The following is a 16,222-nucleotide window of genomic DNA, read 5'->3' on the forward strand; positions in this document are numbered from 1 at the left end:
GCGGCCCGGCGCGGCCTGGGGGGTGGGGGACTGCGCTCAGCGCGGGCCGTGAGCGTTCGGCGGCGGCGGTGCGGCCGCCCCGCGACGAGCGCCGGCACGGCCATCAGTCCCCCGTCCCGCACCGTTCCCCGCGCCCCGGGGACGCCCGCAGGCAGTCCCGTGCCCCTGGACGACACCCGCAGACCCTCGCACCCGCCGACTTCGTAGGGACATCCCAATGTGTTGCCAGGCCACTTCCGTGACAGTCAGCAAGGTGGCAGCACTCTTCGTAACGGATCACTCGGCGATGTTGGCGAGCAGCGGAGAGAGGATGCCCCCTCGCGGAGTTCCGGAGCGGGACTCCTCCAACACGCCGCCCTCAGCGAGGACGCCGCCTTGAGGAACGCCTTCACCAGGACCGACCTCACCGACATAGCCCCGCGAAGCGGTCAAGTCGCACATCCCAATTGACGGTCGAGTCGTCGCGGGGCTCCGAGCAGCCGTGTCCCTTAAGCCACTCCATCGGCTCCACCATGTCGGCCATAGATCCCCGGGGCCACCGACCTTACAAGTGATCAGTCAACCCACGACCAAAAAGGTAGGACCGCCATGCCCGCACTCCCCGCCGCCGTCCTGTTCGACATGGACGGCACCCTGGTCGACACCGAGCGCCTCTGGCTTCAGGTCACCGCCGAACTCGCCGCCGGCCTCGGCCACACCCTCACCGAGGAGGACCTGCCCGAGGTGCTCGGCCGCGCCGTCGACCACACCGCCGCCCATCTGTACCGCATGACCCGGACCAGCTTCACTGCGGATACCTTGGCCGAACTCCTCAGCGACGCGTTCAGCAGCAAGGTCGCCGCCGAGGCCGTCCCCCGGCCCGGCGCACTGGCGCTGCTCGCCGAACTGTGCGACGCCGCCGTGCCTACCGCGCTGGTCTCGTCCTCCCCCCGCCGCGTAGTAGACCTGGTCCTCGGCAGCCTCGGCGATCACTGGTTCACCGTCACCCTCGCCGCCGAGGACACCGAGCGCACCAAGCCCGACCCTGCCCCCTACCTGGCCGCCGCTGATCGACTCGGGCTGGACCCTTCGACCTGCGTGGCCGTCGAGGACACTCCGGCCGGGGTCGCCTCCGCGCGCGCCGCCGGCTGCTCGGTGGTGGCCGTTCCCTCCGCCATGCCGATCGCCAAGGCCGACCGAATCACCCTGCTGGACAGCCTCGAACAGGCCGACCTGACGCTGCTCTCCGCGCTGACCGTGCCGACGACGCAGACCTCCTGATGCCGTCACCCACTGCTCGCGCTCGCATGCGCGGTCGCAAAGACGAGCCCGCTGTCCGTCCAGTCCGTTCCGTCGGCCTGACGGCCCTTCTGCCGGCGATCAGCCCGCACGTAGCGCACCACCGTCACCAGAAGCCACACGCTGACCAGGGCCTTTCTCTTCGATCAGGCGATGCCGGGGTACCCGACTTGATAGGCAAGCCACCACTTGCCTATGGTGTTGGTCATGGCGGAGGAAGTCTTCAAGGCACTGGCCGACCCCACGCGTCGGCGCATCCTGGACGAGCTGGTGGAACGCGACGGACAGACCCTGTTCGAGATTTGCACACGGCTGGTGACGAAGCACGGCCTGGGGCTGTCCCGCCAGGCGATCAGCCAGCACCTGGCCGTACTGGAATCCGCGGGTCTGGTCCTTTCGCGGCGCCAGGGCCGCTACAAGTTCCACGATCTGAACACCGAACCCCTTGAGCGCATCGTGACCCGGTGGCTCAGGCCCGATACACCGGAGAGCACCCCATGAAGATCCACCTGTCCAGTGTCTTCGTCGATGACCAGGACAAAGCCCTGCGCTTCTACACCGACGTGCTCGGCTTCGAGAAGAAGAACGAGGTCCCGCTGGGCGAGGACCGGTGGCTGACCGTGGTCTCACCGGATGACCCCGACGGGACCGAACTGCTCCTGGAGCCCGCCGGCCATCCTGCGGTGAAACCGTACAGGGAGGCGCTGGTCAAGGACGGCATCCCGGTCACCTCCTTCGCCGTGGACGACGTACGTGCGGAGTTCAACCGGCTGCGCGAGCTCGGGGTGCACTTCACCCAGGAACCGCTGGAAATGGGCCCGGTCACCACCGCGGTTCTGGACGACACCTGCGGCAACCTGATCCAGATCGTGCACAGCAAGTAAGGACCCGGCGCAGGCGCCAGCCGCGAACTGCCGTCCGCGGTCAAGTTCGAAGCCATATCAACAGGGCAGCGGCGGTGACGGTGCCGAGGCAGACGTATCCGCGCTTGTCACAACGGGGGCCACGGCCCATCACGGTCAATGTGTACAGCGGCGCGCCGGTCTCCCGGTCGGAGGCGACCTCCCCGGTCTGCTGGTCCTTGATCTTCAGAGCCGGCCAAGGTGCCCGCGGTGCAGACTGCCGTCGCCAACAGGGAGACTCGGATTCGAGCCATGGACATGGCATCACATCCTCGTTCGACCATGGAAAGCCGCTTGCCTCGACTCGCCTCCACCGCGCGCCATGAGGCGGTCTGTCACGGGCGACGGAACCCGGTGTGACGGCGCCCCCGTGCACGACACGCCTGCGCGCAGCTCCTGGACCCCGCGGCGCCGATGTCCGACGTCTGCCACGGCTCCACGGCCCCGACCCCTGACCGACGGCTGTCGCCCGCGGCCAGGGGTCGGGGCCGTGGCCTGCACGGATGCCGCCTGGGGGTCCCGGGACGAAACGCTCTGTCAGGGCGCTTCACCGACGGCAGGGGCTGCCGGCAGGGCCTGCTCCACCCAAATGGTCTTGCCGGTGGGCGTGTAGCGCGTGCCCCACTGCTGCGCGATCTGGGCGACGATGAACAGGCCGCGGCCGCTCTCGTCGTCAGCCGCGGCGTGGCGCAGATGGGGTGAGGTGTGCCCGGTGTCGGCAACCTCGCAAATGAGGGTTTCGTCACGGATGAGCCGGACGTGGATCGGCCCGGCGGCATAGCGGATGGCGTTGGTGACCAACTCACTGACGATGAGTTCGGTGGTGAACGACAGCTCGTCCAATCCCCATGCTCCGAGTTGTCCCGTGGCCATGGTGCGGGCGTTGCCGACCATCGCCGGCTCCGCGGCCAGTTCCCACACAGCCACCCGGTGATCGTCGAGCATCCGTGTGCGTACGAGGAGCAGCACCGCGTCGTCGTTCGCCGGCCCCGGCACCAGGGTCGCGACTGCGCGATCACAGAGTTCTTCCACGGGACGCCGGGACTGGGCGAGGATTTCGGCGAGCAGGCCGAGTCCGACGTCGAGGCCGTCGGCGGCCGGCTGGACGAGGCCGTCGGTGAAGAGGGCGACAAGGCTGCCCCGCGGCAGCTGGAATTCCGCTGTCTCGTAGGGCAGACCCCCCAGTCCCAGCGGAGGGCCCGGCGGGAGCTCCGGGTAGGTGGCGACGCCACTGTCCGGCAGGACGACCGCAGCCAGCGCATGGCCGGCACGTGCCATGCTGCACTGTCCCGACACCGGGTCGTACACCGCGTACAGGCACGTCACCCCCAGGGCTTCGTCATCCCCGGGCCGCGCGCCGCCTGCGCCCTGAGCGGCCGCCTGCTCCTTGGCTGTCTGGCCGACCAGGTCACCCAGGCGCGAGAGGAGCTCGTCCGGGGCGAGGTCCAGGCGGGCGAGGACGCGTACGCCGGTACGCAGGCGCCCCATGGTGGCGGCGGCGAGCAGTCCGTGGCCGATCACCTCCCCGACGACCAGGCCGACACGCGTGCCCGACAGCGGGATGACGTCGAACCAGTCACCGCCCACCCCGGACCGGCTGTCGGCGGGCACATAGCGGCTCGCCATCTCGACAGCGGTCCGCTGCGGCAGCCGGTGAGGCAGCAGGATGCGCTGAAGTCTGAGGGCCGCGGTGTGTTCGCGCGTGACGACCAGCATCAGCACGACGCCGAGCAGCAGGGCGCCGAGGCCCAGGACCGTTACCCCGCCCGTCTGCCCGATGAACGGCAGATCGACGGAGGTCTCACCGTAGTCGGGGTCGGCGTAGACGCCGAAGGCGGCGTAGCAGAAGAGGAAGAGCATCGTCAGCCCGCCCAGACCCGGCAGCAGGCCCTTGAACAGGAAGTCCCGGCGGCTGCGGGTGAGCACCTTGCGGAAGTACCAGACACAGGCGAAGCCGGTGAGGCCGTAGTAGAACGCGATCGCGAGGCCGACCGACCCGATGGAGTCGGCCAGAACGTTGTGGCTGAATGTCGTCAGGAGGACGAAGAAGCCGACGGAGGCCAGGCCCAAGCTGACGGTCGACCATGTCGGGGTGAGGTATCTGCGGTGCACGCGGGCGAATCGGGAGGGGATGGTCTTGTGCGCGGCCATGGAGAAGACGGTCCGGGCCATCGGGAGGATGGTGGTCTGGGTGGAGGCCGCCGCAGAGGTCAGCACCATGAGGATCAGCAGCTTGGAGAGGGCGGGCCCGAGGCCCTGGCTGCCGAAGACGGCGTTGCCCAGGCCCGAGAGCACGTCGCCCGCGTGTGCCTTGTTGCCCAGCCCGATTCCGGCGGAGCCGATTCCGGCGAAGGCCTGCGCCGAGGTGGCGACCAGGGCGTAGAGGACCAGCAGGAGCACAACGGAGATGACGGCGGCGCGCCCGGGGATGCGCGTGCTGTCCGCAGTCTCCTCGTTGACCGTGACGGCGGTGTCCCAGCCCCAGTAGATGAAGACGGCCGCGAGGATGCCCGAGGTCAGCGCTTCGGCCGATGGCACCTGGAAGGGGTTGAACCAGGAGGCGGAGACATGGATCGCCGTCTCGGGGGAACTGGTGTAGACCTTGACCAGGGCGGTGACGGCAAACAGCACCAGTACGACCACCTCGATGAACAGAAGCCAGCACTGAACGGCAGCCGAGATCTTGATGCCGACGTAGCAGATCGCGGTCATCACGATGATCCAGACGACGCCCGCGATGGTGGTCCACACCCTGCTTTGGGTGAGTGAGTCGTAGCCCAGGAGCCGGAAACTGTAGATGCCGGCGATCTCGGCGAGGTTCGCCATGACGATGATGTCGGCGACGATGATGCCCCAGCCGCCCATCCAGCCGGTGCGCGGGCCGAAGGCACGGGTCGCCCAAGTGAAGGTGGTCCCGCAGTCGGCATTGCTCGCGTTGAGTTCCTTGTAGGCGTACGCGATCAGCAGCATCGGGACGAAGGCCAGCATGGTGATGACCGGGGCCTGCGGGCCGACGGCCGCCACGATGAGGCCGAGCGTGGCCGCGAGGCTGTACGCCGGGGCGGTGGACGCCAGGCCGATGGCAACGGAGGACCACGGTCCCAGGGCACCGGATTTGAGCCCTTTCCTACCCGCGCCTGAGCCGAGCGCGAGCCGCGAGTCGGACGCAGCACGGCTACGGGAGAGCTTCACACCGGATGCCAACCTCCTCATTTGCCTTCCGATCACCATTTTCACCGCAGGCGAGAAGCCCTGCCACGGGAGACCGGCTGGATGATCTACGCCGCGGTCAACAGGACCAGTGGTACCGGACTGCCGAGCGTCCAGTCCGGAGGGACCGCGGCGCTGCCTCGGCGAGCGCGGCACCGTACAGGAAGGCGGCCCGGTGGCCGCTGACGACGCGGGCAGCGCCACCGTGCCGTCGGCCGGTCATGACGCGGGCGCCGGTGGCCTGCCGTCCGTCAGCCAAGCCCACTCCGACCTGCCAACCGTGCTGGGACACCGGCGGGGCCGGGGAAAGTGGGGGTATCCGAAGCTGCAAGGAGACCGGCGCAGGCGAAGGCCGTCAGGAGGTCCCGCGTCGCTTGGCAGGCGGAGGGAGTGCCTTGCGTGGACAGCTTCGAATCCTTCCGGGCCGACATCGGCCGACTGCGCCCCAAGCGTTCACGCCCGGGTGGACTGCTGGATCTGCTGACCGTTGCCGCGGTGGTGCTGGACGCCGGATTCCGTAGGTCGAGGAGCTGGTAGGCCTCTGCTCGGCGGCCCTGACTGGGGCCGGTGGCGCGGCCGCCGGCCCCACCCCTGGTAGCGGCGTGGCGGGTGGAACGGAGGTACACAGTTCCCTGTCCGCTCCACCGGCCACGCGCGGCTCGCATTTACAACTCCCGGTCTCCCTGCCAGGTGACAGACGTCAGCGCCGCCGGGCCGCCATGTGCCAGGCCCTTGTAGGTGACGGTCCGGGCGGGAGCTCATGCGCGACCTGTCTCGCCAGGTCCATTCCCTCGCGGAACAGCCGCTGCCACTCGGCGTCGTACTGGCCGTCCTCCCGGTCCCGCACCTGCAGGTTCAGCGTGGTGTCGATGTTCTTCGCCCACGCGTACAGGTCGGCGACGAGGCCGTCGGACAGGCCCAGCGCGGCAGCGGGATCGTCGGGAGCAAAGTCCCCGAATCCCTCGGCGCGGCGGTGTGCCGTGGGCGTCGCGCTCCCAGTGGAGACGGTCACCACGCCAATGGCCACATGCTGGGTCTTGCAGTTCAAGACAACCTCGGAGATCTGCTTCCGGACCCCTGGGAGCCGACCCTCGTGCCCTCGGTCAGGGCCTTGTTCACACGGGCCGGGATGTCCTCCAACCTGACCGCAACGGTCGCGAACTCTCCCGCGGCCCGGAAATACGCCGACGATGCGCAAAAGGCCGCCGGGGAAGCGGCGTTGGCGCAGTAGTAGTAGTTGATCGTTACATCAAAGTGCAGCTCGTACTTGAGCATCTCCGTGCCGAGGAACATCGTGTCCGGCTTCGGACAGCCGGCGCGCCGTCCTGTGCGTTCGTGCTGGGTTACGCCGCCAAGTGCCGCCAGTGCCTCGTCCGCCCGGGACTTGAACAAGGAAGTCTCCACGGGCGCCGGAACCGTCGTCGCCGCCCCGGCCTGTGCGGCGATCTTGGCGGCTTCGGCAATCTTCTCGACGACCGAGGACGGTGCGAGCTTCGCGACAGCCGGACAGCCTGACAGCCGGCCCGCCGAGAACGGCCAGGGCAGCCACGGACATGAGGACGGGACCCGGATCGGCCCGCAGAACCTATTCGGCGAGAAGGCCGCCCGGCCAGCCCGCGGGGGGGGCTGACCGGAACCTCTTCGGTTTCTACGGCACTGTAGAAATCAGTGGACGGTCGCAGAAGTTCCTGTGGCGTTCCACTCGGCGATCACAGCTCGTCCGTGCTCGGTGGAGAGGCGGCTGACCGTCCCCGTCGCCAGCTGGAACAGCCGCCCGTCCGCGGCGGGCAGCCCTAGGCGACGCGCCGTGAGTACCCGCAGGAAGTGGGCGTGGGCCACGAGCACCACGTCACCGCTGTCGAGTGCCGTCCCGATGCGGTTCAGCACGCGGTCGGCGCGCTGTCCCACCTCGATCGGCGACTCGCCCGGATGACCGGCCGCGCCGGGCGGCACCCCGTCGTTCCACAGGTACCAGTCGGGCCGGGTGCGATGTATCTCGAGGGTCGTCACGCCTTCGTACGCACCGTAGTCCCACTCGTGCAGATCGGGCTCGGGCACGACGTCGTACAGGCCCGCGAGTTCCGCTGTCCGCACGGCGCGGCCCAGCGGGCTGGTGAGCGCGAGGCCGAAGGTCCGCCCGGCGAGCAGCGGGGCGAGGGACTTGGCCTGCTCCTCGCCGCGCTGAGTGAGGGGCAGGTCGGTCCAGCTTGTGTGCCGGCCCGACACGCTCCACTCGGTTTCGCCGTGGCGGACCAGCAGGAGGTCGCCCATGGCGGTTACTTCGCCGACTCGACGGCGTGGCCGCCGAACTGGTTGCGCAGCGCGGCGATCATCTTCATCTGCGGGGAGTCGTCCTGCCGCGAGGCGAAGCGCGCGAAGAGCGACGCGGTGATCGCGGGCAGCGGCACCGCGTTGTCGATCGCCGCCTCGACGGTCCAGCGGCCCTCGCCGGAGTCCTGCGCATAGCCGCGCAGCTTGTCGAGGTGCTCGTCGTCGTCCAGTGCATTGACGGCCAGGTCGAGCAGCCAGGAGCGGATGACCGTGCCCTCCTGCCAGGAGCGGAAGACCTCACGCACATCGGTGACGGAGTCGACCTTCTCCAACAGCTCCCAGCCCTCGGCGTAGGCCTGCATCATGGCGTACTCGATGCCGTTGTGGACCATCTTGGAGAAGTGGCCGGCGCCGACCTTGCCCGCGTGGACGAAGCCTGCATCGCCCTCGGGCTTGAGTGCGTCGAAGATGGGCTGGACCTTCGCTATGTGTTCGGCGTCGCCGCCCACCATCAGCGCGTAGCCGTTCTGGAGACCCCAGACACCACCCGACACACCTGCGTCGACGAAGCCGATGCCCTTGGCCGCCAGCTCCTCGGCATGCTTCTCGTCGTCCGTCCAGCGGGAGTTGCCGCCGTCGACGACGGTGTCGCCGGCTTCCAGGAGGTCACCGAGCTCGTCGATGACGTGCTGGGTCGGGCCGCCCGCGGGCACCATCACCCACACCACACGCGGGGCTTCGACCTTCTCGACCAGTTCGGCCAGGCTGCTCACGTCGGCAAGGTCCGGATTGCGGTCGTAGCCGATGACGGTGTGGCCCACGCGGCGGATCCGCTCGCGCATGTCGCCGCCCATCTTGCCGAGGCCGACGAGGCCCAATTGCATCGTTGTCATGCTGTTTCACTTCTTCCGGAGAGTGCGGTACGCGGCCACCAGGGCGGCGGTTGAGGGGTCGAGGCCGGGGGCGTCCGCTCCGTCGGTGAGCGCCGGCTCCACGCGCTTGGCGAGGACCTTGCCGAGCTCGACGCCCCACTGGTCGAAGGAGTCGATGTTCCAGATCGCGCCCTGCACGAACACCTTGTGCTCGTACAGCGCGATCAGCTGGCCGAGGACCGAGGGGGTCAACTCGCTTGCCAGGATCGTCGTCGTGGGGTGGTTGCCGCGGAACGTGCGGTGCGGCACCTGCTCCTGGGGCACGCCCTCGGCGCGCACCTCTTCACTCGTCCTGCCGAAGGCGAGTGCCTGGCCCTGCGCGAACAGGTTGGCCATCAACAGGTCGTGCTGGTCCTTGAGTTCGGGGCTCAGCTCGTCGACCGGGTTGACGAAACCGATCAGGTCGGCCGGGATGACCTTCGTGCCCTGGTGGAGCAACTGGTAGTAAGCGTGCTGCCCGTTGGTACCTGGCGTGCCCCAGACCACCGGACCGGTCTGCCACTCCACCGGATTGCCGTCGCGATCCACCGACTTCCCGTTGGACTCCATGTCCAGCTGCTGCAAGTACGCAGTAAATTTGGACAGGTAGTGCGAGTACGGCAGCACCGCGTGCGACTGGGCGCCGAGGAACGATCCGTACCAGACACCCAACAGGCCGAGCAGCAAAGGTGCGTTGACCGCCGCGGGCGCGGTGCGGAAGTGCTCGTCGACGAGGTGGAAGCCGTCGAGCATCTCGTGGAACCGGTCCGGGCCGATAGCGATCATCAGCGACAGACCAATCGCCGAGTCGTACGAGTAGCGCCCGCCGACCCAGTCCCAGAATTCGAACATGTTGGTCGTGTCGATGCCGAAGTCCGCTACCTTCCCGGCGTTCGTCGACAGCGCCACGAAGTGCTTCGCGACCGCCTTCTCTCCCCCACCCTCGGCTTCGCTCGAGCGGGAGGCGCCCCCGTCGTCGAGCCCGGCAAGGAGCCAGGACCGCGCCGACGTGGCGTTGGTGATCGTCTCGATGGTCGTGAAGGTCTTGGACGCGACGATGAACAGCGTCTCCGCCGGATCCAGGTCCCGTACGGCCTCGTACAGATCGGCGCCGTCCACGTTCGAGACGAACCGTACGGTCAACGAGCGGTCGGTGAAGGCCCGCAGCGCCTCGTAGGCCATCGCGGGGCCGAGGTCCGACCCGCCGATGCCGATGTTGACGATATTACGGATCCGCCTTCCGGTGTGCCCGGTCCACTCGCCCGAGCGGACGCGCTCGGAGAAGTCGGCCATCTTGTCGAGCACGGCATGAACGGCCGGGACGACGTTCTGGCCGTCGACCTCGATGACGGCGTCGCGCGGGGCGCGCAGCGCGGTGTGCAGTACGGCACGCTGCTCGGTGACATTGATCTCTTCGCCGCGGAACATGGCGTCCCGCAGCCCGAACACGTCGGTCACGGCGGCGAGTTCCTGGAGCAGGGCGAGGGTCTCGTCCGTGATCAGGTGCTTGGAGTAGTCGATGCGCAGATCGCCGGCCCGCACGGTGTAACGCTCCGCGCGACCGGGGTCGGCGGCGAACAGGTCACGCAGCTGCGGGTCACGCAGCTCCCCTGCGCGGTGGCCTTCAAGGGCCGTCCACTCCGGGCGGTGCGTGAGCTGGGGTGTGTCAGACATGACGGGGGTTCTCCTTGGTACCGTCCCCGCGCAGGGCGACGGCATACATCTCGTCCGCGTCGAGGCGGCGCAGCTCTTCGGCAATCAACTCGGAGGTGCTGCGCACCTTCAGGGCGAGGGTGCGCGAGGGCTGGCCCGGCAGGGAAAGCGTGGCCAGCGGGCCGTCGGGGCGGTCGATCACGATCTCGCCGCTCTCCGTTCCGAGCCGGACGGCCGTCACGACCGGCCCGGCGGTGACGACGCGCTCGACCGGGACCTCGAGCCGGGCCTCCAGCCAGCGGGCCAGCAGCTCGGCACTCGGGTTCTCGGCCTCACTCTCCACGACGGCCGACACAACCTTCTTACAGGCCTGGTCCAGGGCCGCGGCCAGCATCGAGCGCCACGGCGTCAGCCGTGTCCACGCCAGGTCGGTGTCACCGGGCGCGTACGAGGAGACGCGGGCCTCCAGGGCGACGAGTGGGGCCTCGACGGCGTACAAGTCTGTGATCCGCCGCTGTGCCAGGGCGCCCAACGGATCCTTCGCCGGGACGTCGGGCGCGTCCACCGGCCACCAGACGACGACCGGCGCGTCCGGCAGCAGCAGCGGCAGGACCACCGAGTCGGCGTGGTCGGAGACTTCGCCGTAGGTGCGCAGGACGACCGTCTCACCGGTGCCCGCGTCCGAGCCGACCCGCACCTCCGCGTCCAGGCGGGAGTTCGTGCGGTCGCGCGGGGTGCGTGCGACGCGCTTGATGACGACCAGGGTGCGCGAGGGATGCTCGCGCGACGCCTCCTCGGCCGCCTTGATCGAGTCGTACGCGTTTTCCTCGTCGGTCACGATGACCATCGTCAGGACCATGCCCATGGCGGGGGTACCGATGGCTCGGCGCCCCTGCACGAGCGCCCTGTTGATCTTGCTTGCCGTGGTGTCGGTCAGATCGATCTTCATGGCCTGCGCCAGCTCCGTCCGTCTCGTGCGAGCATCTCGTGGGCTTCTTCGGGACCCCAGCTGCCCGACGCGTACGGCGCGGGCTTGCCGTGCGCGTCCCAGTACCCCTCGATCGGGTCGAGAATCTTCCAGGACTCCTCCACCTCCTGATGACGGGGAAAGAGATTGGCATCGCCGAGCAGGACGTCCAGGATGAGGCGTTCGTACGCCTCCGGGCTGGACTCGGTGAAGGATTCGCCGTACGCGAAGTCCATCGTGACGTCCCGGATCTCCATCGACGTACCCGGCACCTTCGATCCGAAGCGCACCGTCATGCCCTCGTCGGGCTGGACACGGATGACGATCGCGTTCGCGCCGAGCTCCTCGGTGGCGGTCGAGTCGAAGGGGGAATGGGGCGCGCGCTGGAAGACGACCGCGATCTCGGTGACGCGGCGGCCGAGGCGCTTTCCCGTGCGCAGATAGAAGGGGACGCCCGCCCAGCGGCGGTTGTCGACCTCCAGCTTGACGGCCGCGTAGGTGTCGGTCGTCGACTCGGGGTCGATGCCGTCCTCCTGCAGATAGCCGCGCACCTTCTCGCCGCCCTGCCAGCTCGCCGCGTACTGCCCGCGCACAGTGTGCTCGCCCAGGTTCTCCGGCAGCTTCACGGCCTTGAGGACCTTCAGCTTCTCGGTGAGCAGCGACTCCGCGTCGAAGGCGGCCGGCTCCTCCATGGCGGTGAGCGCCATGAGCTGGAGGAGGTGGTTCTGGATGACGTCACGGGCCGAGCCGATGCCGTCGTAGTAACCGGCGCGGCCGCCGATGCCGATGTCCTCGGCCATCGTGATCTGCACGTGGTCGACGTAACTGCGGTTCCAGATGGGCTCGTACATCTGGTTGGCGAAGCGCAGCGCCAGGATGTTCTGGACCGTCTCCTTGCCGAGGTAGTGGTCGATACGGAACACCTGGTCCGGGTCGAACACCTCGTGCACGATCGCGTTCAGTTCGCGCGCACTGGCCAGGTCGTGGCCGAACGGCTTCTCGATGACCGCACGCCGCCAGGAACCCTCCGGCGCGTCCGCGAGACCGTGCTTCTTCAGCTGCTGGACGACCTTCGGGAAGAACTTCGGCGGCACCGAGAGGTAGAACGCGTAGTTGCCACTGGTGCCCCGAGATGCGTCCAACTCATCGACGGCAGAACGGAGTTGCTTGAACGCCTGGTCGTCGTCGAAGTCGCCCGGGATGAACCGCATGCCCTCGGCCAGCTGCTGCCAGACCTCCTCACGGAACTCCGTGCGGGCGTGCTCGCGCACCGAGTCGTGCACCACCTGCGCGAAGTCCTGGTCCTCCCACTCGCGCCGGGCGAACCCGAGGAGCGAGAAGCCCGGCGGGAGCAGACCCCGATTCGCGAGGTCGTAGACGGCGGGCATCAGCTTCTTGCGTGAGAGGTCGCCGGTGACGCCGAAGATGACGAGGCCCGAGGGGCCCGCGACACGGGGGAGGCGCCGATCGCGAGGGTCACGGAGCGGGTTGTTCCAGTCGAGGGCCGGGGCGGTAGCGCTCCCGTCGCCCAACACGTCGCCGGGTACCGCCGCCGCGTCGCCGCCCGATTCCCGGGCCGCGCCACCCGATCCGGCGGTCAAGCCGCCCGGTTCCACGGCCGCGTCACCAGATCCGCCCGCCGCGGCGGGCGCATTCTGCGCGGCACCACCGGGAAGCGTCTCGCGCTCACTCATTCCCCCTCAACTCCCTTGCTGGTCAGCGTCGTCGCGACCACTCGCAGCAGGTCTTCCCAGGCCGCCTCGAACTTCGACACGCCCTCGTCCTCCAACTGCTTCACGACCTCGTCGTAGGAGATCCCGAGCCGCTCGACGGCCGCAAGATCGGCGCGGGCCTGGGCGTAGCCGCCGGTCACCGCGTCGCCGTGGACGTCGCCGTGGTCGGCGGTGGCGTCGAGGGTCGCCTCCGGCATGGTGTTGACCGTGCCGGGCACGACCAGTTCGTCGACGTACAGGGTGTCCTTGTACGCGGCGTCCTTGACGCCCGTCGAGGCCCATAGAGGACGCTGCTTGTTGGCGCTCGCGGTGGCGAGCGCGGTCCAGCGGTCGGCGCCGAAGACGCCCTCGTACGCCTCGTATGCGAGACGGGCGTTGGCCAGCGCGGCCCTGCCCCTGAGTGCGAGCGCCTCGTCGGTGCCGACCTTCGCAAGGCGCTTGTCGATCTCGCTGTCGACGCGGGAGACGAAGAACGAGGCGACCGAATGGACCGTGGACAGGTCGATGCCCGCCGCCTGCGCCTTCTCCAGGCCCGCCAGGTACGCGTCCATGACCTCGCGGTAGCGCTCCAGCGAGAAGATCAGGGTCACGTTGACGCTGATGCCGAGGCCGATGACCTCGGTGATCGCCGGGAGGCCGGCCTTCGTCGCCGGGATCTTGATCATCACGTTCGGCCGGTCGACCAGCCATCCGAGCTGCTTGGCCTCGGCGACGGTCGCCGCGGTGTCGTGCGCGAGGCGCGGGTCGACCTCGATGGAGACCCGGCCGTCGCGGCCGCGGGTCGCGTCGTACACGGGCCGCAGGATGTCGGCGGCGGCGCGGACGTCGGCGGTGGTCATCATGCGGACGGCCTCGTCGACCGTGACGCCGCGCACGGCGAGGTCGGCCAGCTGCTCCTCGTAACCCTCCCCGGAGCCGATGGCGGCCTGGAAGATGGAAGGGTTGGTGGTGACGCCCACCACGTGCTTCCGCTCGATGAGTTCGGCGAGGTTGCCGGATGCGATCCGCTTGCGGGACAGATCGTCCAGCCAGATGGAAACGCCTTCCTGGGTGAGGGACTTGAGGGGTTCGGCGGTGTTGCTCACAGTGACTCTCTTCTTTCTGGCGGCCTGATCAACCACGCGCGGCGGCGAGAGATTCCCGCGCGGCGGAGGCGACGTTCTCGGCGGTGAAGCCGTACTCGGCGAACAGGGTCTTGGCGTCGGCGGAGGCGCCGAAGTGCTCCAGGGAGACGATGCGTCCGGCGTCACCGACGTACCGGTACCAGGTCAGGCCGATGCCTGCCTCGACCGCCACCCGGGCCTTCACGGACGCCGGAAGCACACTCGCGCGGTACTCCGTGGACTGCTCCTCGAACCACTCGACGGACAGCATCGACACGACACGCGTACCGACCCCCTCGGCCTCGAGCTGCTCACGCGCCGCGACGGCGAGCTGCACCTCGGAGCCGGTGGCGATGAGGATGACGTCAGGGGTCTCGGTGGAGGAGTCGCGCAGGATGTAACCCCCCTTCACCGCCTCGGGGTTCGCCTCGTATGTCGGCACACCCTGGCGGGTCAGCGCGAGGCCGTGCGGCGCAGGGTTCGTGGCATGCCGCCTGAGGATCTCGGCCCAGGCGATACGAGTCTCGTTGGCGTCGGCGGGGCGGACGATGTTGAGCCCGGGGATGGCGCGCAACGAGGCCAGGTGCTCGACCGGCTGGTGGGTCGGGCCGTCCTCGCCGAGACCGATGGAGTCGTGCGTCCAGACGTACGTGACCGGCAGCTCCATCAGCGCGGACAGACGCACGGCGTTGCGCATGTAGTCGGAGAACACCAGGAAGGTGCCGCCGTAGATGCGGGTGTTGCCGTGCAGCGCGATGCCGTTCATCCCGGCGGCCATCGAGTGCTCGCGGATCCCGAAGTGGACCGTGCGGCCGTACGGGTCGGCCTCCGGCAGCGGGCTGCCCTTCGGCAGGAAGGAGCTGGTCCTGTCGATCGTGGTGTTGTTCGAGCCGGCGAGGTCGGCGGAGCCGCCCCACAGCTCGGGGATCACACCGCCGAGCATCTGCAGCACCTTGCCGGACGCGGCACGGGTCGCGACGGAGGTGCCCGCCTCGAACTGCGGCAGAGCGGCCTCCCAGCCCTCGGGCAGCTGACCGGCGACGACGCGGTCGAACAGCTTGGCGTGCTCGGGGTCGGCGGTGCGCCACTCGGCGATCTGCTTGTCCCAGGCGGCGTGCGCCTCGGCGCCGCGGTCGAGGGCCTCGCGGGCGTGGGCCAGTACCTCGGGCTCCACCTGGAAAGTCTGCTCCGGGTCGAAGCCCAGGACCCGCTTGGTGGCCGCGATCTCCTCGGCGCCGAGCGCCGAACCGTGCGAAGCCTCGGTGTTCTGCGCGTTCGGGGCGGGCCAGGCGATGATCGTGCGCATCGCGATGATCGAGGGGCGCCCGGTCTCGGCGCGGGCGGCGGTCAGCGCCCCGTACAGCGCTCGGACGTCGATGTCGCCGTCGGCTGAGGGCTCGATCCGCTGGACGTGCCAGCCGTACGCCTCGTACCGCTTCAGGACGTCCTCGGAGAAGGCGGTTGCCGTGTCGCCCTCGATGGAGATGTGGTTGTCGTCGTAGACGAGGACGAGGTTGCCGAGCTTCTGATGACCCGCGAGGGACGAGGCCTCGGCGGAAATGCCCTCCTCCAGGTCGCCGTCCGAGACGATCGCCCAGATGGTGTGGTCGAAGGGGGACTCACCCTCCGGCGCCTCGGGGTCGAACAGGCCACGCTCGTAGCGGGCGGCCATCGCCATGCCCACGGCGTTCGCGACACCCTGGCCGAGGGGACCGGTGGTCGTCTCGACGCCCGCGGTGTGCCCGTACTCAGGGTGACCGGGCGTCTTCGAACCGTGCGTACGGAACGCCTTCAGATCGTCCAGCTCCAGCTCGTACCCGGAGAGGAAGAGCTGGGTGTACAGGGTCAGCGAGGTGTGGCCCGGGGAGAGAACGAAGCGGTCGCGGCCGGTCCACTCCGGGTCGGCCGGGTCGTGCCGCATCACCTTCTGAAAGAGGGTGTACGCGGCCGGCGCCAGACTCATCGCGGTGCCCGGGTGGCCGTTTCCGACCTGCTGTACGGCATCGGCCGCCAGAAGGCGGGCGGTGTCGACGGCACGCCGGTCGAGTTCGGTCCACACGAATCCGTCAGGGAGGCTGTCGGGTATCTGCGTGCTCATCTTCAAGAAGTCCTCGATAGGGGCCGGGAAAGTGCTCTGATGCGTTCAAACCTAAAAGTATGACTTTTGCTGGGGAAGGTGCCCTTGTGTCAGCCT

16 protein-coding genes are annotated in these 16,222 nt (G+C 68.9%); 5 read left to right on the plus strand and 11 right to left on the minus strand.

All coding sequences use genetic code 11. The features are described 5' to 3' along the window. Positions 1–276: 276 nt before the first annotated feature. Positions 277–432 carry a hypothetical protein gene (locus ACZ7IB_RS14240; RefSeq protein WP_470912681.1) on the minus strand — a complete coding sequence of 52 codons (156 nt, stop codon included), beginning with the start codon at positions 430–432 and terminating at the stop codon, positions 277–279. A 156-nt stretch (positions 433–588) separates the two neighbouring features. Between ACZ7IB_RS14240 and ACZ7IB_RS14245 the strand changes: the two genes are divergently transcribed. The 3 genes from ACZ7IB_RS14245 (at position 589) to ACZ7IB_RS14255 (ending at position 2,162) form a co-directional block, all read left to right on the plus strand. Beyond that, on the plus strand, positions 589–1,260 hold the full coding sequence (locus ACZ7IB_RS14245; RefSeq protein WP_470912682.1) for an HAD family hydrolase: 672 nt from the start codon (positions 589–591) through the stop codon (positions 1,258–1,260). Between the two features lie 225 nt (positions 1,261–1,485). Continuing rightward, positions 1,486–1,779, plus strand: coding sequence for an ArsR/SmtB family transcription factor (locus ACZ7IB_RS14250; protein WP_470912684.1), 294 nt, complete (start codon positions 1,486–1,488; stop codon positions 1,777–1,779). Beyond that, the gene (locus ACZ7IB_RS14255) at positions 1,776–2,162 is read left to right on the plus strand and encodes a VOC family protein (RefSeq protein WP_470912686.1); all 387 of its coding nucleotides are present in this window, start codon (positions 1,776–1,778) and stop codon (positions 2,160–2,162) included. The genes ACZ7IB_RS14250 and ACZ7IB_RS14255 overlap by 4 nt, the downstream gene beginning before the upstream one ends. A gap of 555 nt (positions 2,163–2,717) precedes the next feature. Here ACZ7IB_RS14255 and ACZ7IB_RS14260 read toward each other — a convergent pair. Continuing rightward, entirely contained in the window at positions 2,718–5,372 is a 2,655-nt protein-coding gene (locus tag ACZ7IB_RS14260) for an amino acid permease (protein ID WP_470912688.1), read from the minus strand. A gap of 417 nt (positions 5,373–5,789) precedes the next feature. On the opposite strand from ACZ7IB_RS14260, the gene ACZ7IB_RS14265 reads away from it, so the two are divergent. Then, positions 5,790–5,927, plus strand: a complete 138-nt coding sequence (locus ACZ7IB_RS14265; protein WP_470912692.1) for a hypothetical protein — start codon at positions 5,790–5,792, stop codon at positions 5,925–5,927. A 163-nt stretch (positions 5,928–6,090) separates the two neighbouring features. Here the strand turns inward: ACZ7IB_RS14265 and ACZ7IB_RS14270 are convergent, their stop codons facing one another. Continuing rightward, the gene (locus tag ACZ7IB_RS14270; RefSeq protein ID WP_470912694.1) at positions 6,091–6,438 is read right to left on the minus strand and encodes a hypothetical protein; all 348 of its coding nucleotides are present in this window, start codon (positions 6,436–6,438) and stop codon (positions 6,091–6,093) included. Further along, on the minus strand, positions 6,435–6,782 hold the full coding sequence (locus ACZ7IB_RS14275; protein WP_470912698.1) for a hypothetical protein: 348 nt from the start codon (positions 6,780–6,782) through the stop codon (positions 6,435–6,437). The genes ACZ7IB_RS14270 and ACZ7IB_RS14275 overlap by 4 nt, the downstream gene beginning before the upstream one ends. Here ACZ7IB_RS14275 and ACZ7IB_RS14280 point away from each other — a divergent pair. Next, a complete protein-coding gene (locus ACZ7IB_RS14280; RefSeq protein ID WP_470912701.1) occupies positions 6,775–7,020 on the plus strand; it encodes a hypothetical protein in 246 nt (81 codons plus the stop codon). The genes ACZ7IB_RS14275 and ACZ7IB_RS14280 overlap by 8 nt on opposite strands. Before the next feature lie 35 nt (positions 7,021–7,055). On the opposite strand, the gene ACZ7IB_RS14285 is transcribed toward ACZ7IB_RS14280, so the two are convergent. Genes ACZ7IB_RS14285 through tkt form a run of 7 tightly spaced genes read right to left on the minus strand, consistent with a single transcriptional unit; the run spans position 7,056 to position 16,126 of the window. Beyond that, positions 7,056–7,661 carry a histidine phosphatase family protein gene (locus ACZ7IB_RS14285; RefSeq protein ID WP_470912703.1) on the minus strand — a complete coding sequence of 202 codons (606 nt, stop codon included), beginning with the start codon at positions 7,659–7,661 and terminating at the stop codon, positions 7,056–7,058. Between the two features lie 5 nt (positions 7,662–7,666). Beyond that, complete coding sequence (gene gnd, locus ACZ7IB_RS14290) at positions 7,667–8,545, minus strand: phosphogluconate dehydrogenase (NAD(+)-dependent, decarboxylating) (RefSeq protein WP_470912920.1); 879 nt, start codon at positions 8,543–8,545, stop codon at positions 7,667–7,669. Positions 8,546–8,560: 15 nt separating this feature from the next. Next, on the minus strand, positions 8,561–10,246 hold the full coding sequence (gene pgi, locus ACZ7IB_RS14295) for a glucose-6-phosphate isomerase (protein WP_470912705.1): 1,686 nt from the start codon (positions 10,244–10,246) through the stop codon (positions 8,561–8,563). Then, positions 10,239–11,174, minus strand: coding sequence for a glucose-6-phosphate dehydrogenase assembly protein OpcA (gene opcA / locus ACZ7IB_RS14300; protein ID WP_470912706.1), 936 nt, complete (start codon positions 11,172–11,174; stop codon positions 10,239–10,241). Before opcA ends, pgi begins: the two co-directional genes overlap by 8 nt. Then, positions 11,171–12,886: a glucose-6-phosphate dehydrogenase gene (zwf, locus tag ACZ7IB_RS14305; protein ID WP_470912708.1), complete on the minus strand. Its 1,716-nt coding sequence runs from the start codon at positions 12,884–12,886 to the stop codon at positions 11,171–11,173. Before zwf ends, opcA begins: the two co-directional genes overlap by 4 nt. Further along, positions 12,883–14,010, minus strand: a complete 1,128-nt coding sequence (gene tal / locus ACZ7IB_RS14310; protein ID WP_470912709.1) for a transaldolase — start codon at positions 14,008–14,010, stop codon at positions 12,883–12,885. Before tal ends, zwf begins: the two co-directional genes overlap by 4 nt. Positions 14,011–14,038: 28 nt before the next feature. Continuing rightward, positions 14,039–16,126, minus strand: coding sequence for a transketolase (gene tkt / locus ACZ7IB_RS14315; protein WP_470912711.1), 2,088 nt, complete (start codon positions 16,124–16,126; stop codon positions 14,039–14,041). Positions 16,127–16,222: the final 96 nt, after the last annotated feature.

The sequence above is a fragment of the Streptomyces sp. NPDC037301 genome (genome assembly GCF_055602785.1).